The following is a 26,883-nucleotide window of genomic DNA, read 5'->3' on the forward strand; positions in this document are numbered from 1 at the left end:
AAAAATAATAATTATGCTATACTTTTGGTATAAAATAAAATAGAAAGATTAAAATATTATGTTAATGAAGGACAAAATCTGCATGTTTTCTGACTTTTTGTTTTATTTAAAAGTTATTTTTCAATACCAGGTACTGAATTTAAGTGGAATACCTCGTTGTAGTAGGCTATTGACCAAGAGAAAAACAGGTAAGACTATATAATCCTAACACTAAAAGAGTCACTAATGCTGTAGTTTTATCAAAAAGAGAAGTTGTTAAAATTTTAACTTCAAAATCATTTAATTATTATCAAGTTTAATATTATATTCTTTTTAAATGTTTTATTATTGATAAGTCAGAATTAAATCACTTTGATGCACAAACAAGTAGTACTTGATGAAATTGAAAAGAAAAAACAAGAAAAGTTCTATCAAGATAAAATTAAAGAAAATGAAATGATTAAAATAATAATTACTAATAAATTAATAGTTGATGAACTTTGTAATTTTGCTTTAGTTTTATCTGATCAGTTAATGAAAAAAGTTGTTTTTCAAAGTAAATTAATGGAAAATGGCTTTAATTATTTATCGGACTTCTCCCCACATGTACTTGTGGAGGAAACAATGAAATTGAATGAGTTCAATAATACTTTTCAAACTGAAAAACAATGTCTTGCATATATAGCAAGTTTGAAACAAAGCAAATGTATTAGGTGTTCTAGTTTTAATTTGAATACTTCTAATTTAAGAAAAATGAGATGTTTGAAATGTCATCAAACATTCAGTATTCTCACGGGCACTATATTTTCAAAGTCACAAACACCTTTAATATCTTGGTTTTATCTCATCTTTAGATGAATAAACACCAAACATGGAATTCCATCAACTGATGTTGCAAAAGAATTGGGAGTGACCTTGAAAACAGCTTGAAGAATGGGTCATAAAATCCGAAGTGCCATTGCTAAACAAGAACCTCAATTCATTGTTGAGGGCATAGTGCAAATGGATGAAATGTATCTTTCACATATGGGTTTAAAAAACAAGGAAGATCCTTGTTGAACAAAACCTTGATTGTTGGTTGTTTTTTCATAAATACCAACAATCTGATTGTGAAAGTATTGAAAAACGCAAACAGTAAAAATCTTTTGCAGTTTGCAATAAACCACATTTCTTCAAAGTGTGATGTACATACTGATTCTTGAAAAGGATATCGCGATTTGAAATCGGTTTTCACTAAGCATGAAACAGTTAACCATCAAGATGGCTATGTTTCAAAAACTGGTGTAAATACCAACCAAATTGAGTCAGTATGAAAACATATACGAAGAACATTTAAAACACATATCAAAGTTGCAAAACATCATATTCATTTATATGCAAAAGAAGCTGCATATAAATTCAATAACATACCTAGTTTTGAAACTGTAATGCTATGTTTAATTTAAAAATGTGGGGAGAAGTCCGTTAATAATTTGTCGTGGTTTGTTGTCATTTAATTGAGTTGGAAAAAAACGACTTTCGGCTTGTTCGTTTTCTGTCGGATTTAGTTCGCGGTCAAGGAAAATCATAACGTCACCTTTATCTAATGTAACCCCTACATTAGCTGTTTTAATGTTGCATAATATTATTTTAACTGCACCATTTTGAAAATCATTGATAGCTTTTACTCTTTGATCTTGAGTATTTTTACCAGTCATAACTTGATGTTTTAGTTTGTGTTTAGTTAAAATTTCACTTAATATATGAATACCTTTATCACTAAAAGTGCTATAAATGATAACAGAATCAGTTTCATTATCTGTTGAATAATCTAATACTCAATCAAATTTAGCACCTAATTCTTTCATACCTTCGTTAATAGGAGTTGAACAAATTGTTCGTAGTTTTGTAAAAATTTGTAAGAAAGTGATTTTTGTTTTTTTATTATAAAATAAATCTTCTTTCATGCCTTCAAATGTTTCATGATAAAGATTCATTTGCTCTTTGGGCATAGTTAGAATTAAATCATTTTTCATAATAGTTGGCATTTCATCACGAACATCAACTTGCTTACGCATGATTGATACTTTTTTAACTAAATAATCAAATTCATCAGCAAGTTGTGATTTAATATTTGGTTTAGGTAGATTAATAGTAACAAAATTAGTAATTCGTTTTCTAATAATACCAAAATAACGTTATACAAAATCTCAATAATCTATATCTTTATACAATTTATTATCAATGACTTTTAAAATTCCAAAAACATCGCTGGGATGATTATTGGCAGGTGTTCCTGTTAAACAGTAAACTGATGAAACATGATTAGCAATATCTAAAATTGATTCGCTTTGAGCAGTTTTATAATTTCGTAAAAAATGAGCTTCATCAATAACTAATGTAAAATCAAAGTTAGTTAATAATTGATTCTTAACGTCATTTTAAAAGTATTTTTACTAACTACTAAGGCACAATTAGTACTATTAGCAAAATCTAAATATTTTTTTGTTCTAATTTTAATAGTGTCATCTTTAATAGCAATGCATTCAAAGTTAGTTCAATTTTTAAGCTCAGGAATTCAAGTTAGCAAAATTGTTGATTTGGGGACAACAAGCAAAACTTTATTAACTTTCATTTCTGATAGAGCAGTTAAAATATTAGGCGTTTTCCCTGTTCGCATTTCATTAAATAAACCAAATCTTTTGTTATTTTTTAAAATCGCTACATCAACTCGTTGGTAATGTCTTAGTTTAGGATTACCACTAGTATCACTTAAACTTTTTGCTTTTTGTAAATTTGTTCATGTGGTTAGTAGTTCATCATGTTTAAGTTTTAATTTATTGTTATTGCAATAATTAAGTAGGGTTTTAATAGCAAACAAATTAGTATAGATGTTGAATTCATTGCTACCATCAGGTTTGATACCTAAACTATCTAAAATAGTTCTTTTGTTACTTAAAATCTTAATAAATATAGTGTTATTATTAATATTTAAGATTTCCACCATGATTTAGTTCCTACTTTACATTAATTTCACTCTAAAACTATTATACTGAAGAATTTAGAAAAATAACCTAAATTTAATACTAATAAGTAAAATAAACTAATAATATGATTAAGTAGTAGTTTTTGGCTACAATCAATTCTACTAGTAGTAACTAGTATAGTTCCAAAATTAATTGATAAATAATTGTTCGCATTATTAGTAAAATTACCAGTTAAAGGAGTTCCTGCGATAGATGCATTATATCAATTTAAAATAACTGGTTGTTTTAAAATGCAATACGGCCAAAGAAATTTATAAGGCAAAAGATTTTCTAAAAACAAACAATAGAGTTTTCTCATCTGAAAATTTTGAGTTTTCAATGTTAAAATTTGATTAATTTAATACCCATTACTTACTCTGTTCTTTTTGATTTTTAATATCTTTAATTTGACTTTTTAATTGTGTTTTCAAAAACTTAATATCATTCTCACTGTTTTTAGTTTTTTTCAAGACTTCAATTTTAATCTTAGTATCTCGTTTTAAAGTTTGAATTTGATTTATTTTATCATTTCTAAATATCAACTTAGCACCTACTTTTTTAGTAAACATGTGGAAAGGTTTAAACGGATATCTTTTTAATAATAGTTTTTCATCATCAATTAAATCTTGATTGCGCGAGGCAATGACGGTTGCTTGTAATCCACCAGAAATATTAACGGCCGTTCTTCCCATATCAAACAATCCATCTAATGCACCAATTACCCCATAGACAGGTAAATAAAAGCCACCAAATCCTAAACCACCTAATACTCCAGCTGTCATCACAGCAGCAGTTCCAGGAACTCCAGCAATCCCTAAAGATGCTACTAAAGTTACAAAGATACCATTAATAAAAAGGATAGCAATAGTTCAGTTACTAAAATTACCAGGAATAATAACACTGAATCATAAGAATGATAAAATAATTCCTGCTTGCACACCAGCACAACCACTTAAACCAATAGTTGTTGAAAGTGGCATAACTGTATCTGCGCCTTCGTCTTTAATTTTTAAATCTTCTTTCAAAGTAGTCATAGCAATTGGTAGTGCAGCATTAGAAGATTGTGATGTAAATCCAGCAATGATTGGTCTTTGTGCTTTTGCTAATCAGCGATATGGATTAATTCCAAATAAGTATAGTGATAATAAATGTCATAAGAATGTTAATAGTAATGCTAAGTAAGCCACACCAATAATAATTCCGATATTAGCTAAGGCACCAATTGGTTGGTTTATAATAGCTGCTGCTAACATACTCATAACGGCAAACGGCATAATTTTAATAAACATCATTAAAATGGAAATAACTATTTTTCACATAGTTTCTAAACTATGACGAACTTTATCCATCCGTTCTTCATTATGTTTAGTTAGTTTTTTTATAGCAAACCCAATTAATGCTCCCAACACAATTAAAGGCATAATTAATGCTTGGGTAAAGACACCAATTAAACTGCTAGGAATATAACTAACAATAATTTCTGGAATCGTTTTAGCAGCAGTTTTATCATAAGTACCACTACCAGATAAATCAAATCCTTGACCAATTTTGAAAAAAATGCCTAAACCAAAGGCAATACAAAAGGCAATGGCTACATTTACTAATAAAATAGTAATTCCAATTCCCGATACTTTGGCAATGGTTTTAGAATTACTATTTTTCTTACTAGTAATGCGTGCAATCGCTAAAAATACTAATGGAATTGTTAACATCGTAATACCGGTAATAAAGATATTTCGTAATAACTCAATTCAACAAGCAATTTGTCCTACTCATTCAATATAGTAGGGATTAGGATTAGTAGCATCTCCATGGTTACTAATCTTATTACTTTTAAAACCAGTAATGGCTTGAATAACAATGGCGAAAGTTAAACCTAATGTCATTCCAATAAAAATGCGAATCGGGAACTTAGGTTTAACTTTTCTAATAAAAATACTAAGACAAATAATGGCACCAAAAAAGATAATAATGGCAACAAGACTTTGTCAATGTGAGATTCCAATGAAATCTCGTAAGAGGTTAATATTATTAGAAGCTAAAGTGTTCATTGTTAATTCCTCATTTAATTTCTTATGATTTTACTTTTCTACTTGCTAAGTGAATAATATCAGTAGTACGTGAGAATGGTGGTGAGTATACTAAATCTAAGTTTTGTAAGTCACGAACATCCATTTTATTTCAAATGGCAGTTGCCAAAGCATTGATTCTCAATGTAGCATGATTGTACCCTGCCATATGGGCAGTTAGTAGTTGGAAAGTAGTTTTATGATAAAACAGTTTTAAATATAAATTACGAGATTGTGGTAAATATTTTGGTAAGTCATAGTCTTCAATATAAACACTACCAATATCATTTTTATTAATTGTGCCAAAACTACCAGTCTTAGCAATTTCTAAATTACCAATACGGACGATACTTGAACCTAGTGTTCCTGAATATTTATGGATTGGATTTTGAATGTTTTCAGCAATGATACGGGCCATCTTATTGGCATTAGTTGCTAAAGGAATATATTGTGGTGTTTTATCAAACTGGCTAAATACTTGTGCACAGTCACCACCACTGTAAATATTGGAAATCTTTTTTGTAATATTTTGTTGAGAAGGAACTTGACAATACTCATTAATAACAATGGATTTATTTTTATTTAATAGAATATTGCTATCATGCAAGAACTGGGTATTAGGAGCAAAACCAACCGCCAAAATTACAATATCACAAGGAACAGTCGTACCCTTTTGTTCATCTTCTAGATTTCGTAAACGTAAATCTTTAATATTATTGTGTGTCATCATTAACTCTTCAATTTGACTGTTTAGTATCACACGAGCATGATTTATTGTTTTCTTAGGGTTAACAATTTTACTTTTACCAGTAAGTTCATCAAGGATTAGTTGACTAAATTCTTTATCAACAACATCGGCCATTAAACAGTCTTTCATTTCAATAATTGTAACATCTTTATTTTGTTTTAAACAAGTTTCAGCCATTTCTAAACCAATAAATCCACCCCCAACAATCGTTACTTTCTTAGCAGTTTTTAAAGCAGCTTTTAAATTAATTGCATCTTGTTTTGTAAAAACATTATAAACATTGTGCGGTAAAGCACCATGACTAAATGGTGGTGGTATTTTAGGTAGTGCTCCAGTAGCAATTACTAATGCTTGATAATGTACAACTTTAGGTTTCACTTTATTATTTAAATTTTTAACGTTACTAACATGAACTTCTTGCTTTAATGAATCTACTTTTACAACTCTCTGGGTTAGATGAATCTTAATCTTGTTTTTACCGTTAGTTTTATATAAATAATCATTTTTAACTCGCGCATTTAATAACTTAGCATCTTTAAATTCATTGGCAATAAAATAAGGGATGCTGCATGATCCTAAAGAAATATAATTTTGGTCTTGATAAACATGAATATCAAATTCTTTATTACTATTTTTTCCACTGCGGAGTAATTTACTAGCAACCCCCATTCCGGTCGCACCAGCGCCAATAATAACAACTTTTATCATCATTCTAAATCATCGCCCCATTCTTGTTAACTATCAGTTATATTAATTCTAAATCATTATTTTCTAAAAAACAAATTAATAACTTGTTTTTATGAATTAATTCATTTATGAATGAATTCTAGTACTAAATTAGTTATTGTTTGTGTTAATAATAATTTATGTTCATTAACAACTGAATCTTCTTGGTCACCAATTAAAAAGGTTTGACCGTGATTAGCATTACGAATTGTATAAATAACACTTTTAATGGTTATTTCATAACGGATTTTTTCTTGATATAACTCACTGGTATTAGTGTAATTAATGAAATGGTCAGTTTCTCCATGTAAAAATAACATTGGTACATTAGGAATAAATTTTAAATATTTAATCGGTTGTAACTCTTGAAGTTTTTCTACCCCAATTTGTTTTTGAACTTTTTTAAGAGCTCAATTATTCATAAATTTAGTAGGCAAAAATGCATAGTTATTTAGTTTTTCGCTGTAAATGCGGTCTAAACGGCTAAAAGTACAGTCTGAAATAATTAGTTTAACTTTATTATTAACCTCATATTTTAAATAAAGTTCAGCTCACATAATAACAGTGGCACCCCCTAAAGAAAAGCCATATAATCCAATTGTATCGGTAGCAGTTTCATAATTAGTAGTAACATAGTTAATGATATCTTGTAAATCTTGCGATTCCTTTAAACCAAAAGTAGTTGGTGAAGCATCACTTGTGCCATGATTACGAGCATCATATCAAACGACATTGTAGCCATCCTGTAAAAAAATAAAGGTTTGTTTAAAAATTCAAAATCTAGTATTAGTAATTCCATGCAATAGAATCATAGTTTTATTTTTATTATCATTGTTTAAAGGGCTTTTAATAAAGTCTCCACGCAATGTTAGGTTGTCAGTTGAGGTTTTTATAGTAAAAGTAATAACATTTTGATGGTTTTCTAAATATTGTCAATATTCTAAGTACATAGGTCATTTTGCTAATTCAAGTTTAACTTTAGGTTGAAATTGTGAGTTATATTCTAAACAAGCTTTAAACATGTAAATAGAATTAATGTCAACTTTAGTTTTTAGTTTTCAGTGATTGATAGTACTTTGTTTCATCATTTACTTCCTCATATCTGTAAATAAAATCATTATTTTTAATCGGTTGGTGGTTTAGTACGAATACGTTTTTTAAATTTTTTATGAGGTACAAATCTAACATATTTATAGTTACTAACAGTATGTTGTGTATTTGTTGCTTTACATGTTCTAACGAATGATTTAACACGACTGATTTTAAAAGTTCCAAAGCCTTTTATTGTAATATTTTTTTGAAATTGATTAGTGTTCATAATTTCTTCAATTAGTGTTGCAAAAACTAATTCTATATCTTCAAGATTAAAGTTTGTTTTGTCAGATATTTTTTCAATTAGTTCTTTGGCATTCATTGGTTAATCCCACCTATTCTAATTTATTATTAACCATTTGGTATAATTTTATCTTATTTTAGTTATTAATTGTGAACTATTCATTTTTAGTTTTAGAATTTTTTACTAAAAACAACTTTTCAATTAACTATTTTATTGTTATACATATTAGTGTCTAATGTATTTTCTCTCCAAGTGCGAAAATAACTGCCTTATAATTAAAATTTTTTCAATGTAATGGGTCATAATATCTTGTTTTTTGCTTTTAAAGGTTTATTATTAAGGCTTTTCTCCCTTTATGTACTATTTTTAAATTTTATCACATAAATGCTGAGAAAAGCCTTTATGAAAATTAAAAAGTATACATAAATAATAAAAAGTGGTAATATTTACGTAGAATAGAATAATTGTTAAATTAATAACCTGCTTTAGAACGTTGATTTTAAAATAGGTTATTTTTTGTTTAACTTGAATGAAACGGAGGTATAAAAGATATGGCAAATTTACAACATTTAAGTATTTATAAGGTGACTAAGGACAGTGTTACTTATGATGCTTTATTTATGCAATGTACAGTTGATAAAAATAAGAAATGGCTTATTTTACCAGTTGAGATAAAAAAAGCAGAGAATAAAAATGAACTTGATGAATACAATATTAGGTATTGTAATAATTCAGATTACTCTAGTGAAACATGTTTTGTTGTTGAAGATGATAATATTAGTGAAATTAATAAAAAATATCAAATTACAATATCAGATGAGAGTAAAGGAAAGATTAGCATTAACAATAGTTATGATGTGAAGGATAGACTTAAAAAAATAAAATTTTTTGATTTAAAAAGAAGTAATAATGACACTAGAGTTTCATATGAAAATATTAATGTTGCAGATTTAACTAACCACTTAGTAAGAACAACAAAAGTAGAAATTATTTTTAAAGAAATTAAAACTAACACCAAAGAAAAAGAAAGAAATTTAGAGATCACTAATAATGAAGTTAGTGTCACATACGAAAAAAATACTAGTGAAGTTTCTTCCATGGAAAAAACACAAGTTAGTGAAGAAAATAAAGATAATATTACTACTAGTTTAAATGCTGAAAGTTTTCAACGTACTTTAGCAACAAACCCTAATGGTCAACTCATTGATAAAAATCAAAAATTACAAGAAGAAAATGAAAACTTAAAAGAGCAAATTATTTCAAAAACAGCAGAATGTAATAATCTTTCAACTTCACTAGAAACAGAAAAACAGAGAAGTCAAAAATTAGAAGAAGAAAATAAAGAATTAACTTCACAACTTCAAACTGTTCAAAATACTATAAAATCTCTAAATGAAACTAACGCCAAAAATGAAGAAAAAATAGTAGAATTAGAAGCAAAAATTACTGATTTAAATATTTTAGTACAAAAAAAAGAGAAAATAGAAAAATTAAATGAAAAGATAATATTAAATCTTAAGACAAAAACAGATCTTAAAAAACAAATTAGTGGATTAAGACAAAAACATATTGAGTACATTGAAGAAAATGACAAAAATCAAAAAATAATAAAAAAGAAATTTTCATATAAAATAATTAAAATTTTAACTTTTGGTATTTGAAAAAGCAAAAAAATCAAGAGTTTAAAAGAAGAAAAATTAAGTAGAACTAAACAATTAGAAGATGATATTAATGAAAAAGAAAAAAGTATTTTTGAGTTTGAATCTTTGATCAAACAAGATGAATTCAATATTACTAGTTTAAAAAAAGATAATAAACGTACACAAAATTTACAAGACTTGTCCAATCTTAACGATTCTTGAAAAGAAGCTTCTAACTCATCTCGAGAAAGATCAATTTTTTTCTAAATTAACTCCTTAATATCAAACATTATTTACCAAATATGATACAAATTATATGTCATATTTGGTATTATATGTTTATAGTAATTTTTATAAACCAAGGAGTAACAATGAAAGAAAATAATAATGTATTTCTATACAACTTAAAAATTGCAATTAAAGATTTCACTAACTTTATTACTGTTAAATCCACTAAAGAATATGAAGTAACAGATACTATCTCTGGTGACATGATTGGTTTTATAATAGTTATACTTATTTAAACTATGCTTTCAATGTTATTTACAGCAAAGAATTTTATCAAGGCCGTTTTGATATGAAAAAATTGATATTAAAGTATGACTTTGTTTGAAGTAAAGACCAAGAAAAACTTAATACTATATATTTCTTACTTTCTAATTTAATTAAAATTATTGAAGGCAGTGTTTTTACAGTAAATTTGCTACTAAAATTCTACAAGAACGTGTTAAATTTGAAATTTATAATGGCTTTTCTCCCTTTATGTACTATTTTTAAATTTTATCACATAAATGCTGAGAAAAGCCTTAATTAATTCTAATCGATGATTATATGAAATACTGTTGTTGATAGTATCAATATTTTTAGTAACTCAGTAATCTACTATTGGTCGTAATGGTTCAATAAAATCACAAGCTAAATTATAGGGGTTACTTTTACCAATATGGAAAATGCCCAAATAATTATTTAGACCGTATTTACTAATTGTTCTAGAAATAGCACTCATTAAAATTTTGTATCCATAATTTAGTGCACTGTTAATACCATCATCATTAAATCTAATGAAACCGCTACCATATAATTCACGGAAAAAAATCTTGGCAGTTAATCCCTCACGATTATTAGCATCACCAAATGCAATATCATTATAGAAATTTTCTATCATCATAATGCTTTTTTCCGAACACTTTAAATATTTCATAATGATTAGAGTATTTTTTATTTTTTGCATAAGTTTTTGAATATTTTAAAATTCTTTTTCATGTTTATTTGTTTTTCGAATACTGTTAGTGGTTGTCAATGTTGGTTTAATGACATAGTAATACCTACTGGATCATATTTATCATCGCAAACAATAACAAAGATATCATTTGTCACTAGTTTAGCTAAAATCTGTGTTGTAATGTAAGTATAATTATTCTCTAAAACTATACAATTGATATCATTTAAGTTAAATAATGATTCTTTTTTGTCAGTAGTAATACAAAGTTGATTTTGTTTTAATGATATTTTTTCTGATTTTTTTATAATCACTGCTTTTCATGAAATATTAATCTCCGTCCCTTTCTTCTCTTAGGATAATTAATCTCATATACAACACTAATTCATTTATACATTTTTTTAATTTTTTGTCATGATTTTATATAAAATTGAAAATTAGGCAATATTTTTTTAATAAAAATAAAAAAATATTTTTATTCCACAAAATTTTTCCCTTAAATTAAGTCAATAAGTGTATTTAATAGTAAAACTTATTTGCAAATTATAAAAATAGTAATATAATTAATATGTATAGGGATTTAAATGAAAAAATTTTTAGAATACAAGAGGATAAAATTATGGAAAAAGATGTGAATTACCGTGTTGCTATTAAACTAGAATTTACTGAAAACCTTGATAAAAAAAATAAAAGTATTTACTCAATTAAAACTCATCTTGATTTAATTAATAAATTATTTGAAAGTTAAGACTTTAGTTTAATTATATAAAACAAAAATATTTTACTATGTAAAATAGCATAGTTTTTCTTATGTTAAAAATTATACTTTATCCCATCTTATTTTTTCTAAAAGACACCGATAATTTTAACAAATTCTTAAATACCCATCTATTATATTTTTAAATTTTATGATAGCATTACTATTGAAATTTATTATTAACAGTAGTTAATTTTAATGTTATCAGTTTTTAAAATACTAACTCATCTAATTGGAGGTGAAATCTATGAAATACAATTATGAAATCATTGTGGTTGGTGCTGGTCATGCTGGTGTTGAAGCTGCTTTAGCTGCTGCTCGAACTGGACATAAAACAGCAATAATTACCCTTGATAAAACTAAAATTGCTTTAATGCCTTGTAATCCTTCTATTGGTGGCCCTGCCAAAGGAATTGTTGTTAGGGAGATTGATGCCCTAGGTGGTGAAATGGCTAAAGCAGCAGACGCTACTGCTTTGCAAATGAAACTATTAAATAATTCTCGTGGTCCTGCTGTGTGAGCTATTCGTGTGCAATCTGATAAAATCGCTTATTCACAATATATGCAAGACATTATTAGTAACCAAAAAAACTTAACTGTTTTAGAAGTAATGGTTCAATCATTAATTATTAATGAGGGTATTGTACAAGGCGTTAATTTAGAAAATGGAAAACAAATTACAAGTAAAATTGTTATTTTAACAACTGGCACTTATATGACTGCTTTAACATGACAAGGCCATAATAAGAAAACTGAAGGCCCAGATGGTCAAAGAACTAGTAATGGTATTTCAAATCAATTAAAAACCTTAGGGTTTAATATGATTCGCTTAAAAACTGGTACTCCTCCACGTGTTAAAAAAGATAGTATTGATTTTAGTAAATCTAGTATTGAACTAGGTAGTGATTTACCATTAGCTTTTTCTCATGAAACTGTTGACTTCTTACCATTAAGTAAACAATTACCTTGTTACTTGATGTATACAAATGATAAAACTCATACCCTTATTAATAATAGTTTAGATAAATCACCAATGTACAATGGCGAAGTTCAAGGGACAGGTCCTCGTTACTGTCCAAGTATTGAGGATAAGGTTGTTCGCTTTTCTGATAAACCACGCCATCAAATTTTTTTAGAACCTGAATCAGTACATTTAGATTCTATTTATGTTCAAGGTTTCTCAACTTCAATGCCGATTGATATTCAAGATAAAATGTTAAGAACACTACCAGGTTTAGAAAACTGTGAAGTATTAAAATGAGCATATGCGATTGAATATGATGCTTTTGAACCAACACAACTATGACCAACTTTAGAAACTAAAATTATTAAAAACTTATTTAGTGCTGGTCAGATTAATGGGACTAGTGGTTATGAAGAAGCTGCCTGTCAAGGTTTAATGGCTGCTATTAATGCCCATTTAAAATTAACAAAACAAGAACCATTAATTTTAAAACGTGATGAAGGTTATATTGGTGTTTTAATCGATGATTTAGTAACAAAAGGTACTATTGAGCCATATCGTTTATTAACATCATTAGCAGAACATCGTTTATTATTACGTAACGATAATGCCCAAACACGTTTGATTAAACATGGGTATTGTGTTGGTTTAATTAGTGAACAACGTTATGCTAAATTCCAATCACAACAACAATTAATGAATAGTATTACTGAAGATTTAAAAAATACTAAAATTAGTCCTGATTCACAATTAGCACAATTCTTAGTAAGTAATGGTTTAGGACCAATTCCTCATAATCATATTGTGGCTTATGAATTAGTAAAACGTCCTGGCGTTAGTCTAAAAATGTTAAGTGATGTTTTACCACAATTAAATAATTTACTATATCATGAACTTATGGAATTAGAAATTACTATTAAGTTTTCAGGGTATATTAATCAACAATTAAAAATGGCACAACAAGCTAATAGTTTAGAAAAGAAACAGATTCCTACTGATATAGATTATGATTTAATAGAAAGTATTACTGGTGAAGCACGTGAAAAATTAAAGCGTGTACGGCCATTAACCATTGCCCATGCCACTAGAATTTCTGGCGTTAGTCCTGCTGATATTCAAGTTTTATTATTTTTCTTAAAACGTAAATATCCTCATTTAAATAGTTAATAATAAAAGTTGTAATCATAAGATTACAACTTTTTGTTTTTGGTGCAATTAATATTTTTTCTAAATCAAGTTTATTATATGTACTTAGTAAGTAGATACATAAAAATTATTATTGTATTATTATAATCATGTTTTAAATACTTTAATATAACCCATTTTTATAATTTGACTTAATAAACAATAACTGGCAACTATTCCTAAGACAATAGGAATATAAATTGGTGGTGGTCCTACCATATTCATTTGATTACCAAGGTAAGTATAGGGTAGAACTAAACCAGTCATACAAATGAAAATGGCCATGACATTAACAGGTCAAGTTGCTCGACTTTGAATAAATGGAATTTTTTCAGTTCTAAACATTTGTACAACTAATGTTTGTGTTAATAAGCCTTCAATGAATCATCCTGAATTGAACATATTAACATTATGTTCAGTAGGATTAGCGAATACTCCAAATCCAATTCCTAAAATGGCAAAGGTAGTAAGATCAAAAATACTACTTATTGGTCCATTAACAAAGGCAAATGGTAACATATCTTTCGCATTTCAGCGTTGTGGTTTTAATAAAAATGCATCATCAACCCGATCAAAAGCAATAGCAAATTGTGAAATATCGTACAATAGATTTTGAAATAATATTTGAATTGGAGACATGGGGCTGAAACTAAATCATGCTAATGATACTAGTATACTAAATACATTTCCAAAATTAGAAGCGATCGTAATTTTAATGTATTTTAAATATACGACGACCTTCAACAATGCCATTTTCTAATACTAATCCTGATTTTTCCAATAAAATAATATCAGATGCTTCTTTAGCAATATCAGTAGCATTATCAACAGAAATACCAACATCAGCTTGACGTAGCACTAAAGCGTCATTAATACCATCACCCATAAAGCCAACAACATGGTCATTACTTTTTAATACTTCAATAATTTTAGCTTTTTGTAATGGGTTCAGTTTAACGAAAATATTATTATTTTCAACAATTTGTTTTAATTCGTATTCTGCTAGCCCTATTAATTGTTCACCGGAAATTAAACCTTTAATTTCTAAATTAACACGATTACAAATAGCACGTGTTACTAATTCATTATCACCAGTTAAAATTTTTAAATCTACACCATGTGCTTTTAGGAGTTTGATCATTTTAACTGCTGATGGTTTAGGTATATCTAAGAAACTTACAAATCCATAGAAAATTAAATCTTTTTCGTTTTCTTCATTATATTTGCTAGCAGTAAGATTTTGATCTTCATAAGCTACTCCTAATAATCGTAGTCCTTTTTGATTTAAGTTAGTAATCGTTGCATTAGCCATTATTAATAAATCTGATGTTAAGGGTACAATTTTACCTTGGTAAAAAATACGATTACAACTTTTAATAACTTCTTCAACAGCTCCTTTACAAATTAATTTTCGGACTTCTCCCCACATTTTTAAATTAAACATAGCATTACAGTTTCAAAACTAGGTATGTTCTTGAATTTATATGCAGCTTCTTTTGCATATAAATGAATATGATGTTTTGCAACTTTGATATGTGTTTTAAATGTTCTTCGTATATGTTTTCATACTGACTCAATTTGGTTGGTATTTACACCAGTTTTTGAAACATAGCCATCTTGATGGTTAACTGTTTCATGCTTAGTGAAAACCGATTTCAAATCGCGATATTCTTTTCAAGAATCAGTATGTACATCACACTTTGAAGAAATGTGGTTTATTGCAAACTGCAAAAGATTTTTACTGTTTGCGTTTTTCAATACTTTCACAATCAGATTGTTGGTTGTTTTTTCATAAATACCAACAATCAAGGTTTTGTTCAACAAGGATCTTCCTTGTTTTTTAAAACCCATATGTGAAAGATACATTTCATCCATTTGCACTATGCCCTCAACAATGAATTGAGGTTCTTGTTTAGCAATGGCACTTCGGATTTTATGACCCATTCTTCAAGCTGTTTTCAAGGTCACTCCCAATTCTTTTGCAACATCAGTTGATGGAATTCCATGTTTGGTGTTTATTCATCTAAAGATGAGATAAAACCAAGATATTAAAGGTTTTTGTGACTTTGAAAATATAGTGCCCGTGAGAATACTGAATGTTTGATGACATTTCAAACATCTCATTTTTCTTAAATTAGAAGTATTCAAATTAAAACTAGAACACCTAATACATTTGCTTTGTTTCAAACTTGCTATATATGCAAGACATTGTTTTTCAGTTTGAAAAGTATTATTGAACTCATTAAATTTCATTGTTTCCTCCACAAGTACATGTGGGGAGAAGTCCGATTAAGAAAATTGAGATTAGTAGTATTGATAATTTTTATCAAAAAGTAGTTTTATATAAAAGTATTATCAGAGTTAGTTTGGGAATTGTTTCATTTTTAGGCGCAATTGCATTAACTGTTATTCCAGAATTAATGGTTTCAGGTTTAGGCGAGGGTATGGTTTTATGTGCTATTTTTTGTTATATTATTGCCTTTGGATTACTAGGAAAATATTTAATTGGCGCGATAGTTTTTATGTTTCAATTTGTAGGCTGTTATTATTTAATTAGAGTTGCTAGTAAATCAATATTAGATAATATTGAAAAAATCTTCTTTCCTATTGCGTTATTAGTATCTTTAAGTTTATTTGTGAATTATACTATTACTATTCCTAATTTATTTAAGATTGACAACAGTGCAAATATACGAATTATTTCCTTATTAGCAATTATTATTAGTGTATTTAATTCAATTACTGCCCTTAATGGTATTTGTCAATATTTTTTAGAAAAAAAACAAGAATTTAAAACATTACGAATTTTAGGTTATTGTAAAAAAAACTGTTGTTAGTGCTTGTTTGATTGAAGGAACAATAATTAGTAGTATTGCTTTTTTGTTTAGTGTTGTACCTACCATTTATTTTAACTTACAGTTTAGTAGCCACAATGGACTAAATAATGTTTATAGTTCTAATCTTGTTGAGTTTTGAATAATTAATGGTGCTATTTTTGTTGGCAGTATTTTAGTTACTTTACTACCAGTTTGCTTTTTACTTAAAAAATAGATTTGTAATTTATCCATCTTTAAATTAAACTTAATATCATTAAAGTCAATAACTAAACTTAAACCTAAACTAAATCATTGAATTTACATTTCACACAATTAGTGCTTCATTTCTTTTAAAACGAGTTTTCTAGTATAATGTTAATAAGTAATATTTGGTGGTGTTAGCATGTTTCGTCGGTTTTTAATAGTAGCAATAACTTTACCAACATTAACTACCACTGCTAGTAGTCTTTTTGCTTGTAGTTGGAATTTAGAACCCACAGTGTTAATGCTATCAAGTTATGAAAACTCCCAATATCAAAATGATAGCGATCAGATTATTTTTAAAAAACTACAAACAATTTATGGAAATAATCATGTTGTAACTTTATTTACTTCCCAAGATGATAATCAATATGCAACTATGTTAAGAAATTTTTTAACAACTTACAATATTAAAAAGGTTTTTGTTTTAAATCCTAGTTTTCAAAAATATCTTCCTCATAGTAATGATACAAATGTTTATTACACTAGCAATATCGTTCGTGTTATGCAACAATTTCAAGATGTAAGATTTTATTTTTTCAAAAATATCATTGCTGATTTAGTAAAAGTAAACAATAATGTTTATGACATTAGATTTAATAGTGCTAACGCTACTAGTCCTATCAATCCAGACTTTGGAAAACAATTAGCACAACATTTTGTTGCTAATATTCAAGCAGGAATTGCTAATAGTGAATATAGTTTTGATAGTGATTTAAACGGACATTCCATTGTAAAAATTGGAGTTATTAATAATATTGGCATTGCTTATGATCAGAAAATTTTAGAACAATTTAAAACCGAAATTGAGATTATTAATACTACTAGTAGGTCTGTTATTTATAAAATCATTGAAGTTAATACTCATAATAATTTTGTTACTAGCAATGTTCATAGTTCCGATGGTATCCGTGCTGTGGGTGAAATTGCCCAAGAATTATATGAACATCATGGTGTTAATTTTATTGTTAATACTAATTCTTGATATAATAATATCATTTCTCATTCTGCTAGTTTAATCGCCACAAGATCAACATTTAGTAAAACTATTAAATTCATCGGTTATGATGTTATTAATAAAAATGATTATGTTTATGATAATAACAATTATTTAGCATTTAGTTTTAGTGCAGGATTAGAAATTATTGATGAAACAGTAAAATCTGAAATTGATGTTAAGTACAAAATTACTCCCAACTTGGGATTACCAGAAAGCAAAACTCAGACCTATGGTGTTAATCTTATTAATTTTTATTAAGTAAGACAAGGATGTAATTATGGGAAAAGCGATATTGAAATTAACTAATCTTACTAAGTACTATAATAACCGTGCTATTTTTAAAGATGTTAATTTAGAAATTGGTCAAGAAGTTCATGCCATTGTCGGGAGCAATGCTGCTGGCAAAACATCATTGCTTAAAATGTTTGCTGGATTTGATAGTCCTTCCAAAGGGAAAATTATAATTTCAAGTGCTAAAAAAGGAACGTCATATCCCCGCGATCTTAGTGAAATGTCAAAGTTTAAAATGGCATATGCTGGTCAAGATGATTTTTTCTTAAATGATTTCAATGTTAAACAAAACATTGTTTTAGGTAATGAACCATTAGTTGCTAAAATCTTTCCTAATTGAAAAGAAGCAGAATTTAGAATTAATAGTTTAATGACTAAATATAAAATTAAACTTAATTTAGATAAAAAAGTATCAACACTTGCCATTGAAGAATTAAAAAAATTATCATTACTACGAGCCTTATTTAAAGAACCAAAAATTTTATTACTAGATGAACCAACTGTTGGTTTATCAGATAGTCAAAAATTAGAATTTTGAATGATTTTTAAAACATTACGCAGTGAAGAAATAACGGTAATATTTACAACTAGAGATGAAGAATTTGCCAAAGCTGTTTCTGATCGTGTTTCTTGGATTAAAGATTATCAAATTACTAATACCAAAATTATGAAATTGAGTGAAAACACTAAAATGTTTGCCACTGATTATTGAAGCAATGTTATTAACTATCATAAACCACAAGCAGTTACTGGTGTTCCATTATTGTATGTTGATAATTTAGCAGAAAATAACCCTAATCTTTCTGATTTTCATGACATTGAATTTGTAATTGCTCCTGGTGAAATTTATGGAATTTATGATTTTGAAAACCTTTATAGTGAAGTGTTAATTGATAGTTTAGTGCGAATTAATAAAACTAAAACGGGACGTATCTTTTTTAAAGAATCAGAAATAACCAAATTGAAACCACAAGATATTAGTAATTTAGGTATTGATTGAGTATCAGGCCAATATATCCATAAAGGGGTTATTCCTGATTCAACGTTATTTGAAAATTTTACATTTTGAAATTATAATAACCCCAAATATGTAACTAAATCAGGCGTTGTAAAGACTACTATTGTTAATAAAAAAGTAAGAGAAATTATTAAAGATTATAAAATCTTTGATGACAATGATATGTATATAAAAATTCAAAAGTTATCAAAAGGTGAATTACAAAAATTTGTATTAGCTCGTAGTATTGAAGAAAATCCTCAATTATTAATTTTATCCAATCCATTTTGTGACTTAGATGAAAAATCAGCAAGATTAATTCTTGAAAAATTAATAGCATTACGAGAAGCAGGCTCTAGTATTTTAATTATTGATACAGATCCTTATTTATTACAATTGTTATGTCAGCGTGTGGCTGTTATGTATCATAAACAATTTGTTTGTAAGTTAGCAAATAATAGTGTTAAAGTGGAAATTATGAATAATCCAGCACGATGACAAGAATTTCCTATCACTAATGAAATAGTTATTAAGACTGATAAAATGTATCGCTTACCACAAACAAAATGGTCAGTAAAAAAGGAAAAATTAAAAAAGTTTATTAATTATATTAGTAAGCCAATGGTTAAATTGCATAATTGAATTAATAAGAAATTGGCAAATATTAAGTCAAGGTTAGGTTAGAACTATGTTAGAGAATTTTAAAAAATGGAATTTTTGATTGGTAGGTGGAGTATTATTTATTACTACGATTTTTGTAGTTAGTTTAATTTTATTGATATCTAAAGTTAACCCTTTATCATTTTGAAATACCATTTTTATTCAGCCGTTAAGTAATTTAGTAACTTTTAGTAATTTAGTGGAAACATTTTGTGTGCTCTTATTGACAGGATTAGCTGTTGCTATTACTTTTAAATATCGAATTTATAATTTAGGTGTATCGGGGCAGATGATGTTCAGTGCTATGGTTGCGTATGTCTTAGCTGTTACGATTGCTAAAAGTGGTGGTCATACCCAATGAATTACTCCTTTCTTGATATTAGTTGCGATTGTAATTGGTGGTTTATCAGGTTTAATGATTGCTGTTTTAAAAGCTTATTTTAAAGTTCATGAAGTAATTAGTACCATTTTATTTAATTTCATTGCTTGAGAAGGATACAAAGGAATTATTAGTAGTAAGATATATGAAGATTTAAAAATTCCTACTGCTATTACTAATTTACGGTTTTCATTAGTTAGTGGACCGTTTAGTGTCACTAATTTATTTTCGTCTGCCATTATTATTGCCCTATTAATTTTCATTATGGCGTTTATTATGTTTAATAATCGTACTTTAGGTTTTAAACTTAATGCGATTGCTAAAAATCCGATGGCAGCAAAACAAGCAAGATTAAATCCGCAATTTCAAGGATTAATTATTCTACCAATTTCTGGAGCAATTTCTGGTGTTGCTGGTTACTTATATTTTTTAGGAATTAATAATCATTTGCCAGTGTTATCAGTTACTATTCAAGAAGGATTTTACAGTATTGTTGTGGCGACCATGGCAGGTTATGCACCATTGCTTGTTTTACCTTCTACTATCTTTGTTAGTTTATTTGTTAGTCCTATTGAACATAATGCTTTTATTTATTTAAAAAATCCTGAAGTGGCGTTAATTATTTTAGGAATAACAATATATTTAATGGGTATTTATCCATTTATTTGACATTATTTACGGCATTCAGTTTTCATTAAAGAACGGTGAGAGCAATTTAAGAAAAAAGCATCACGACATAAAATTCCCCCAAAAAAAATATCAGTAATTCACTTGCAAACTGCAAATAAAAAACTTTCTAAAAATAAATTATCATCATTAAAAGATAAGATTATACGTAAGAAAGAAAAGGAAAAATAATTATGGTTTTCTCATATTCCACTGTTTTAATTAATACTATTCTATTTGCTTGTCCATTATTATTGTTATGTACAGGTGGTATTTTAAATACGCGTGCTGGAATTGTTAATTTAGGATTTGATGGCATCATGTGTGTTGGTGCAACATTCTATTGTATTATTGTTTCTCAATTAAAGAGCAGTATGGGTAGTTCTGTTGCGATTCTAGCTTTTTTTGTTGCTATTATTGTCGGTATGGTTTTTAGTTTATTACATAGTTTGGCCACATTAATCTTTCGTGCTAATCAGTTTCTAGTTTCTATGGTGATTAATTATTTAGGATATGGCTTAGCAGTTGTTTTACCATTATCTTTTACAGGCACAATTAATTATTCATTATCAAGCATTTATATTCCTTTATTTCCATGACCTTCATTTTTAGTAACATTGATAGTTATTTATTTATTTTCTGCTTTGTTATTTTTAACAAAACTGGGATTATATATTAGAGGTATTGGTGAAAATCCTACAGCAGTTGCTTTGAACTATATTCATGTTAGAAGATCACGAATGTATATTTCTTTAATTTCTAGTTCATTAGCGTGTTTTGCAGGAGCATTCTTTGTTTATATACTACCTAGTAGTTTTATTGATACTAATAACTTTAATGGCATTGGGTTTTTAGTAATCCCGCTATGAATGATGGCACGTAGTAGATTTGTGTTAACAACTATTATTTGTTTAATTTTCTCTTTTATTTATCAAGTTGGTAATGCAACACAAAGTTTTAGTTTGATTAGTAAAAATATTCCATCTTGACTATGAGGTATGCTGCCGTACTTAATTGCTTTAGGGGCACTGATGATATTTCGACCTGATACGATGTTACCACCATCTTGAGGTGTACCATATGTTAAAACTGGACGAAGATGACAATAGCATGTTGTTATTGAATTTAAAGAATAAATTGTTTCTCTCAATTATTCAATAAAATTAGATATTAAAAAAGATTATTTACTATATAATAATAGTAATGGTTTTATATTTTTAACAAAAGCGTTTTTTCACGGTGAAAGCATTAAAACCTTATTCTTTTCGCCTAACCAAAGAATAGAAAATGTTCAAGTATTAAATAATCAGCATGCTAGTTATATATTGTTAGAATTTATTTATAATCACTCTCTGTTAAGGTTGATTGAACCACATGCTCCTGATAGTATAACTGTTGTCGCTAGTTTTCTAGAAGAAATTAAAGATGGCATTATACTACTAATCATTATTAGCCCTGTTTTTGTTGGTATTTTCCATTTACAATTATTGTCTTTGAACTAGATACTCAATACAGTAAAAAATACAAGTTAGGATAAAACTGTCAAAACTAGTAGGTTTGTTAAGGGGTGATTAATTATAATTTGTCTTAAAGAATTATAAATAAAGCTTTGTAATTAATAATTTATTATATTAAAAATCATATGTTAAGATAATTTAAGAAAGTTGGTGCTTTATGAAAATTAGACCTTTTTTAAAATGAGTTAGAGGAAAAACACAGTTAATAAAAGAAATTGAAAAAAGAATGCCAAAAAACTTTAACAATTATTTAGAACCATTCATAGGTGGTGGGGCATTGTTTTTTAATATGCATAATAGTAATAATAATTTTACGGACTTCTCCCCACATGTACTTGTGGAGGAAACAATGAAATTGAATGAGTTCAATAATACTTTTCAAACTGAAAAACAATGTCTTGCATATATAGCAAGTTTGAAACAAAGCAAATGTATTAGGTGTTCTAGTTTTAATTTGAATACTTCTAATTTAAGAAAAATGAGATGTTTGAAATGTCATCAAACATTCAGTATTCTCACGGGCACTATATTTTCAAAGTCACAAACACCTTTAATATCTTGGTTTTATCTCATCTTTAGATGAATAAACACCAAACATGGAATTCCATCAACTGATGTTGCAAAAGAATTGGGAGTGACCTTGAAAACAGCTTGAAGAATGGGTCATAAAATCCGAAGTGCCATTGCTAAACAAGAATCTCAATTCATTGTTGAAGGCATAGTGCAAATGGATGAAATGTATCTTTCACATATGGGTTTTAAAAAACAAGGAAGATCCTTGTTGAACAAAACCTTGATTGTTGGTATTTATGAAAAAACAACCAACAATCTGATTGTGAAAGTATTGAAAAACGCAAACAGTAAAAATCTTTTGCAGTTTGCAATAAACCACATTTCTTCAAAGTGTGATGTACATACTGATTCTTGAAAAGGATATCGCGATTTGAAATCGGTTTTCACTAAGCATGAAACAGTTAACCATCAAGATGGCTATGTTTCAAAAACTGGTGTAAATACCAACCAAATTGAGTCAGTATGAAAACATATACGAAGAACATTTAAAACACATATCAAAGTTGCAAAACATCATATTCATTTATATGCCAAAGAAGCTGCATATAAATTCAAGAACATACCTAGTTTTGAAACTGTAATGCTATGTTTAATTTAAAAATGTGGGGAGAAGTCCGTAGATAGGCTTTTCTCAGCATTTATGTGATAAAATTTAAAATAGTACATAAAGGGAGAAAAGCCTTTTATAATCAATGATATTTCTTCTGAATTAATTAATGCATATAAAGCAATAAAAGAAAATCCACAAAAATGAATGAAATTATTAGATGAACATGAACTAAATCATGGTTTAAACTCTAAAGAATATTATTTTCTTATTAGAGAGCAAGATCGGGATATAAATTGAAATAAAAAAAATATTTTTATTAAAACTGCTAGATTAATTTATTTAAATAAAACGTGCTTTAATGGTTTGTATCGCGTTAATAAATCTGGATATTTTAATGTTCCTTGAAATAAAAAGGAAAAAATTAAGTTATATGAAAAAAACAATATTTTAAATTTAAGTAGAATTTTAAATAGTAATGTTGAGATTTTAAATAGTGATTTTGAAAATGTCTGTAATTATGCACAAAAAGGAGATTTTATTTTTTTCGATCCGCCATATGATTTAATAAAGAAAGATACTTTTGATAATTATACAAAAGATAAATTTGGTATTGAAGGTCAAAAAAGACTATCTAATTTGGCTCATAAGTTAAAAGAAAAAGGCTGTTATGTTATGATAACAAACCACAATACACCATTAATAAATGAGTTATATAAAGATTTACTATTGATGTAGTTCCTGTAAAAAGAATGATTAACTCTAATGGAGAAGGCAGAGTGGGAATAGAGACTATTATATACAACTATTAATGAAGGGATAATAGATATGAAAAGAGCATTTACAAGTATTATTGATAATCTTAAAACCACAATAGTTGACTATGAATATTATGTTAACTTTGAAAAAATTTACTATCAAGTTTGAAATTACCTTGTTGAATTAAATATTTTGAATTTACTAATTGGCTCAAAAAATATTGAGGAAGATTTTATAAAAATTACAGACTTCTCCCCACATGTACTTGTGGAGGAAACAATGAAATTGAATGAGTTCAATAATACTTTTCAAACTGAAAAACAATGTCTTGCATATATAGCAAGTTTGAAACAAAGCAAATGTATTAGGTGTTCTAGTTTTAATTTGAATACTTCTAATTTAAGAAAAATGAGATGTTTGAAATGTCATCAAACATTCAGTATTCTCACAGGCACTATATTTTCAAAGTCACAAACACCTTTAATATCTTGGTTTTATCTCATCTTTAGATGAATAAAAACCAAACATGGAATTCCATCAACTGATGTTGCAAAAGAATTGGGAGTGACCTTGAAAACAGCTTGAAGAATGGGTCATAAAATCCGAAGTGCCATTGCTAAACAAGAACCTCAATTCATTGTTGAGGGCATAGTGCAAATGGATGAAATGTATCTTTCACATATGGGTTTAAAAAACAAGGAAGATCCTTGTTGAACAAAACCTTGATTGTTGGTATTTATGAAAAAACAACCAACAATCTGATTGTGAAAGTATTGAAAAACGCAAACAGTAAAAATCTTTTGCATTTTGCAATAAACCACATTTCTTCAAAGTGTGATGTACATACTGATTCTTGAAAAGGATATCGCGATTTGAAATCGGTTTTCACTAAGCATGAAACAGTTAACCATCAAGATGGCTATGTTTCAAAAACTGGTGTAAATACCAACCAAATTGAGTCAGTATGAAAACATATACGAAGAACATTTAAAACACATATCAAAGTTGCAAAACATCATATTCATTTATATGCCAAAGAAGCTGCATATAAATTCAATAACATACCTAGTTTTGAAACTGTAATGCTATGTTTAATTTAAAAATGTGGGGAGAAGTCCGTAGATAGGCTTTTCTCAGCATTTATGTGATAAAATTTAAAAATAGTACATAAAGGGAGAAAAGCCAAAAATTATTAACGATTATCCGAAAGTAATTTCAGTTCTTCCATTATTATTAGCAGTTACAAAATTTGATATACCAGTTATTGATCATTATTTAATAACATATAATTTTAAAACAAAAAGTATGTCAAATAATGAATATGTTAATTTCATGAAAAAAACTAAGTTATTTGATTTATTTGAAAACAACAAAATCAAAAATTTAGTAGATTATGTTACAGGCATTGTTGTTGGTTTAGATTCTCATGCAAGAAAAAATAGAACTGGTTTTATTATGGAAAAGATAGTAGAAAATTTTATTAAAAAAACAAATTATGTTTATTTTTTTAAACAAATTAAAAAAATAGATATTGCTAATAAATATGGAATAGATATAAATAAGTTGCTAGTAGATAAAAATAATAAAGAAGCAGAAAAAAAATTGATTTTGTTGTTAAAACAAAAGAGCGTTTATTTTTAATAGAAGTTAACTTTTATAATGCTGGTGGCTCAAAATTAAATAGCGAAGCTTCAAGATTTAAAACGCTATCTAAAACTATTAGTAAATTGGATAATGTAACCTTTGTGTGAATAACTGATGGTATAGGTTGAAAAACAGCTAAACCTAATTTAAAAGAAGCATATGATGAAATAGAAAATTTTTATACTTTACTTGATTTAGAAAATGGAGTTTTAGAAAAATTATTTAAATAATTAATTTTGCATAAGTTCCAAATTACATAGTTTTTTCATTTTGTTAATAAAATTTTAAAAGAAAAAAGAATTATAAAAAATAGAACCCATAACAGGTTCTGATATCCAAAAAATATTCATGAAAATCTAGGAGTAAACCAATGAACAACTGATCAAAAGATCTAACTAGCCTAAATCTAACTCCAATCATGGAGCAACAATTAAAACAATATTATGAAATCTTAATTTTCGAAAATAAAAAATATAATTTAACTACCATTACTAAAGAAATTGATGTTTATTATAAACATTTTTATGATGCTCTTTTAATTACTAATGACATAATTTTAACTGACCAAAACCTTTGTGATGTTGGTAGTGGTGCTGGGATTCCTGGTATTGTTTTAAAGATTTGTTTTCCAAGTTTACAATTAACAATTGTTGAATCTAATGGTAAAAAATGCCAATTCTTACAACAAGTAGTAACACTATTAAAATTAGAAAACGTTTATATTATTAATCAAAGAGCAGAAGTATTCGCCCACCAATATCGTGAAACATTTGATATTGTTACAGCAAGAGCTTTAGCATCATTAAATGTTTTAAGCGAGCTATGTTTAGCATTAGTAAAAATTGACGGTTTATTTATTGCCTATAAAGGTTTAAAAGTTGATGAAGAATTAACTCTTGCCCAAAATAGCATTAAAACTATGGGTGCCAAAGTAGTTAATCAATTTACTTATCAATTACCAAATGATTATGGTCAAAGAACATTTGTCCACTGTCAAAAATATAAACTATGCGCCTTAAAATACCCAAGAACCTACCAACAAATTAAAAGTAAACCTTTGTAAAGAATATTAGTTTAATTTAGTGTTAAACTTAAATAGTACTACTAAATAAAATATTAAATAATTAGGTTTAGAAAGGTAAAAT

At 27.4% G+C, this 26,883-nt stretch carries 31 protein-coding genes and 1 pseudogene; 19 read left to right on the top strand and 13 right to left on the bottom strand.

What is annotated here, in order from left to right; all coding sequences use genetic code 4:
• Positions 1-354 precede the first annotated feature (354 nt).
• Positions 355-1,071 carry a hypothetical protein gene (locus ACFEL4_RS00820; protein ID WP_375317706.1) on the top strand — a complete coding sequence of 239 codons (717 nt, stop codon included), beginning with the start codon at positions 355-357 and terminating at the stop codon, positions 1,069-1,071.
• Positions 1,035-1,424 (top strand): IS1595 family transposase, encoded by a 390-nt coding sequence (locus ACFEL4_RS00825; RefSeq protein WP_375317707.1) that lies wholly within the window; start codon positions 1,035-1,037, stop codon positions 1,422-1,424. Before ACFEL4_RS00820 ends, ACFEL4_RS00825 begins: the two co-directional genes overlap by 37 nt.
• Here the strand turns inward: ACFEL4_RS00825 and ACFEL4_RS00830 are convergent.
• The 7 genes from ACFEL4_RS00830 to ACFEL4_RS00860 all read right to left on the bottom strand — a co-directional run bounded on the left by ACFEL4_RS00830 (position 1,416) and on the right by ACFEL4_RS00860 (position 7,941).
• On the bottom strand, positions 1,416-2,036 hold the full coding sequence (locus tag ACFEL4_RS00830) for a helicase-related protein (RefSeq protein ID WP_375317708.1): 621 nt from the start codon (positions 2,034-2,036) through the stop codon (positions 1,416-1,418). The two genes, ACFEL4_RS00825 and ACFEL4_RS00830, sit on opposite strands and share 9 nt — an antisense overlap.
• 120 nt (positions 2,037-2,156) lie before the next feature.
• Positions 2,157-2,381, bottom strand: a complete 225-nt coding sequence (locus tag ACFEL4_RS00835) for an SNF2-related protein (RefSeq protein ID WP_375318342.1) — start codon at positions 2,379-2,381, stop codon at positions 2,157-2,159.
• Positions 2,375-2,965, bottom strand: a complete 591-nt coding sequence (locus tag ACFEL4_RS00840; protein ID WP_375317709.1) for a hypothetical protein — start codon at positions 2,963-2,965, stop codon at positions 2,375-2,377. Before ACFEL4_RS00840 ends, ACFEL4_RS00835 begins: the two co-directional genes overlap by 7 nt.
• Before the next feature lie 387 nt (positions 2,966-3,352).
• A complete protein-coding gene (locus ACFEL4_RS00845) occupies positions 3,353-5,035 on the bottom strand; it encodes a dicarboxylate/amino acid:cation symporter (protein WP_375317710.1) in 1,683 nt (560 codons plus the stop codon).
• Positions 5,036-5,057: 22 nt separating this feature from the next.
• Positions 5,058-6,512: an FAD-dependent oxidoreductase gene (locus ACFEL4_RS00850; RefSeq protein ID WP_375317711.1), complete on the bottom strand. Its 1,455-nt coding sequence runs from the start codon at positions 6,510-6,512 to the stop codon at positions 5,058-5,060.
• An 86-nt stretch (positions 6,513-6,598) separates the two neighbouring features.
• Complete coding sequence (locus ACFEL4_RS00855) at positions 6,599-7,615, bottom strand: alpha/beta hydrolase (protein ID WP_375317712.1); 1,017 nt, start codon at positions 7,613-7,615, stop codon at positions 6,599-6,601.
• Between the two features lie 35 nt (positions 7,616-7,650).
• Positions 7,651-7,941 carry an HU family DNA-binding protein gene (locus ACFEL4_RS00860; protein WP_375317713.1) on the bottom strand — a complete coding sequence of 97 codons (291 nt, stop codon included), beginning with the start codon at positions 7,939-7,941 and terminating at the stop codon, positions 7,651-7,653.
• 473 nt (positions 7,942-8,414) lie between these two features.
• Here ACFEL4_RS00860 and ACFEL4_RS00865 point away from each other — a divergent pair, with 473 nt between their 5' ends.
• Both ACFEL4_RS00865 and ACFEL4_RS00870 read left to right on the top strand, forming a co-directional pair.
• Positions 8,415-9,770 carry a hypothetical protein gene (locus tag ACFEL4_RS00865; protein WP_375317714.1) on the top strand — a complete coding sequence of 452 codons (1,356 nt, stop codon included), beginning with the start codon at positions 8,415-8,417 and terminating at the stop codon, positions 9,768-9,770.
• Positions 9,771-9,874: 104 nt separating this feature from the next.
• Entirely contained in the window at positions 9,875-10,027 is a 153-nt protein-coding gene (locus ACFEL4_RS00870; protein WP_375317715.1) for a hypothetical protein, read from the top strand.
• 236 nt (positions 10,028-10,263) lie between these two features.
• Here the strand turns inward: ACFEL4_RS00870 and cas1 are convergent, their stop codons facing one another.
• Together cas1 and ACFEL4_RS00880 are read right to left on the bottom strand one after the other, a co-directional pair.
• Entirely contained in the window at positions 10,264-10,734 is a 471-nt protein-coding gene (gene cas1, locus ACFEL4_RS00875; protein WP_375317716.1) for a type II CRISPR-associated endonuclease Cas1, read from the bottom strand.
• Positions 10,722-11,036, bottom strand: a complete 315-nt coding sequence (locus ACFEL4_RS00880) for a CRISPR-associated endonuclease Cas1 (protein ID WP_375317717.1) — start codon at positions 11,034-11,036, stop codon at positions 10,722-10,724. Before ACFEL4_RS00880 ends, cas1 begins: the two co-directional genes overlap by 13 nt.
• A gap of 305 nt (positions 11,037-11,341) precedes the next feature.
• On the opposite strand from ACFEL4_RS00880, the gene ACFEL4_RS00885 reads away from it, so the two are divergent.
• The gene (locus tag ACFEL4_RS00885; RefSeq protein ID WP_308149844.1) at positions 11,342-11,470 is read left to right on the top strand and encodes a hypothetical protein; all 129 of its coding nucleotides are present in this window, start codon (positions 11,342-11,344) and stop codon (positions 11,468-11,470) included.
• A gap of 256 nt (positions 11,471-11,726) precedes the next feature.
• Positions 11,727-13,610, top strand: a complete 1,884-nt coding sequence (mnmG, locus tag ACFEL4_RS00890; protein WP_375317718.1) for a tRNA uridine-5-carboxymethylaminomethyl(34) synthesis enzyme MnmG — start codon at positions 11,727-11,729, stop codon at positions 13,608-13,610.
• Between the two features lie 120 nt (positions 13,611-13,730).
• On the opposite strand, the gene ACFEL4_RS00895 is transcribed toward mnmG, so the two are convergent.
• The 3 genes from ACFEL4_RS00895 to ACFEL4_RS00905 all read right to left on the bottom strand — a co-directional run bounded on the left by ACFEL4_RS00895 (position 13,731) and on the right by ACFEL4_RS00905 (position 15,881).
• A complete protein-coding gene (locus ACFEL4_RS00895) occupies positions 13,731-14,267 on the bottom strand; it encodes a cation transporting ATPase C-terminal domain-containing protein (RefSeq protein ID WP_375317719.1) in 537 nt (178 codons plus the stop codon).
• Positions 14,268-14,340: 73 nt separating this feature from the next.
• A complete protein-coding gene (locus tag ACFEL4_RS00900) occupies positions 14,341-15,057 on the bottom strand; it encodes an HAD-IC family P-type ATPase (RefSeq protein ID WP_375317720.1) in 717 nt (238 codons plus the stop codon).
• 2 nt (positions 15,058-15,059) lie between these two features.
• The gene (locus ACFEL4_RS00905) at positions 15,060-15,881 is read right to left on the bottom strand and encodes an IS1595 family transposase (RefSeq protein ID WP_375317721.1); all 822 of its coding nucleotides are present in this window, start codon (positions 15,879-15,881) and stop codon (positions 15,060-15,062) included.
• Here ACFEL4_RS00905 and ACFEL4_RS00910 point away from each other — a divergent pair.
• The 8 genes and pseudogenes from ACFEL4_RS00910 to ACFEL4_RS00945 form a co-directional block, all read left to right on the top strand.
• A complete protein-coding gene (locus ACFEL4_RS00910; protein ID WP_375317722.1) occupies positions 15,881-16,465 on the top strand; it encodes a hypothetical protein in 585 nt (194 codons plus the stop codon). The genes ACFEL4_RS00905 and ACFEL4_RS00910 overlap by 1 nt on opposite strands.
• A gap of 382 nt (positions 16,466-16,847) precedes the next feature.
• Positions 16,848-17,963: a hypothetical protein gene (locus ACFEL4_RS00915; RefSeq protein ID WP_375317723.1), complete on the top strand. Its 1,116-nt coding sequence runs from the start codon at positions 16,848-16,850 to the stop codon at positions 17,961-17,963.
• Between the two features lie 34 nt (positions 17,964-17,997).
• A complete protein-coding gene (locus ACFEL4_RS00920) occupies positions 17,998-19,677 on the top strand; it encodes an ATP-binding cassette domain-containing protein (protein WP_375317724.1) in 1,680 nt (559 codons plus the stop codon).
• Between the two features lie 4 nt (positions 19,678-19,681).
• Positions 19,682-20,890 carry an ABC transporter permease subunit gene (locus ACFEL4_RS00925; RefSeq protein ID WP_375317725.1) on the top strand — a complete coding sequence of 403 codons (1,209 nt, stop codon included), beginning with the start codon at positions 19,682-19,684 and terminating at the stop codon, positions 20,888-20,890.
• Between the two features lie 2 nt (positions 20,891-20,892).
• Entirely contained in the window at positions 20,893-21,807 is a 915-nt protein-coding gene (locus ACFEL4_RS00930; protein WP_375317726.1) for an ABC transporter permease subunit, read from the top strand.
• A gap of 634 nt (positions 21,808-22,441) precedes the next feature.
• Entirely contained in the window at positions 22,442-23,386 is a 945-nt protein-coding gene (locus ACFEL4_RS00935) for an IS1595 family transposase (protein WP_375317727.1), read from the top strand.
• Positions 23,387-23,518: 132 nt separating this feature from the next.
• A complete protein-coding gene (locus tag ACFEL4_RS00940) occupies positions 23,519-24,073 on the top strand; it encodes a DNA adenine methylase (RefSeq protein ID WP_375318343.1) in 555 nt (184 codons plus the stop codon).
• Between the two features lie 90 nt (positions 24,074-24,163).
• Positions 24,164-24,301, top strand: a pseudogene (locus ACFEL4_RS00945) (DpnII family type II restriction endonuclease); the annotation flags it as partial.
• Here the strand turns inward: ACFEL4_RS00945 and ACFEL4_RS00950 are convergent.
• Positions 24,265-24,393, bottom strand: coding sequence for a hypothetical protein (locus tag ACFEL4_RS00950; protein ID WP_375318387.1), 129 nt, complete (start codon positions 24,391-24,393; stop codon positions 24,265-24,267). The pseudogene ACFEL4_RS00945 and the gene ACFEL4_RS00950 sit on opposite strands and share 37 nt — an antisense overlap.
• Between ACFEL4_RS00950 and ACFEL4_RS00955 the strand changes: the two genes are divergently transcribed.
• The 5 genes from ACFEL4_RS00955 (at position 24,374) to rsmG (ending at position 26,801) form a co-directional block, all read left to right on the top strand.
• Positions 24,374-24,910 (top strand): hypothetical protein, encoded by a 537-nt coding sequence (locus tag ACFEL4_RS00955; RefSeq protein ID WP_375317159.1) that lies wholly within the window; start codon positions 24,374-24,376, stop codon positions 24,908-24,910. The two genes, ACFEL4_RS00950 and ACFEL4_RS00955, sit on opposite strands and share 20 nt — an antisense overlap.
• Complete coding sequence (locus tag ACFEL4_RS00960) at positions 24,805-25,194, top strand: IS1595 family transposase (protein ID WP_375317728.1); 390 nt, start codon at positions 24,805-24,807, stop codon at positions 25,192-25,194. The genes ACFEL4_RS00955 and ACFEL4_RS00960 overlap by 106 nt, the downstream gene beginning before the upstream one ends.
• Before the next feature lie 133 nt (positions 25,195-25,327).
• Complete coding sequence (locus ACFEL4_RS00965) at positions 25,328-25,735, top strand: DpnII family type II restriction endonuclease (RefSeq protein ID WP_375318344.1); 408 nt, start codon at positions 25,328-25,330, stop codon at positions 25,733-25,735.
• The gene (locus ACFEL4_RS00970; RefSeq protein ID WP_375318345.1) at positions 25,735-25,968 is read left to right on the top strand and encodes a DpnII family type II restriction endonuclease; all 234 of its coding nucleotides are present in this window, start codon (positions 25,735-25,737) and stop codon (positions 25,966-25,968) included. Before ACFEL4_RS00965 ends, ACFEL4_RS00970 begins: the two co-directional genes overlap by 1 nt.
• Positions 25,969-26,108: 140 nt before the next feature.
• Complete coding sequence (gene rsmG, locus ACFEL4_RS00975) at positions 26,109-26,801, top strand: 16S rRNA (guanine(527)-N(7))-methyltransferase RsmG (protein WP_375317729.1); 693 nt, start codon at positions 26,109-26,111, stop codon at positions 26,799-26,801.
• Positions 26,802-26,883: the final 82 nt, after the last annotated feature.

Source organism: Spiroplasma endosymbiont of Virgichneumon dumeticola (assembly GCF_964264745.1).
GTDB lineage: Bacteria > Bacillota_I > Bacilli_A > Mycoplasmatales > VBWQ01 > Spiroplasma_E.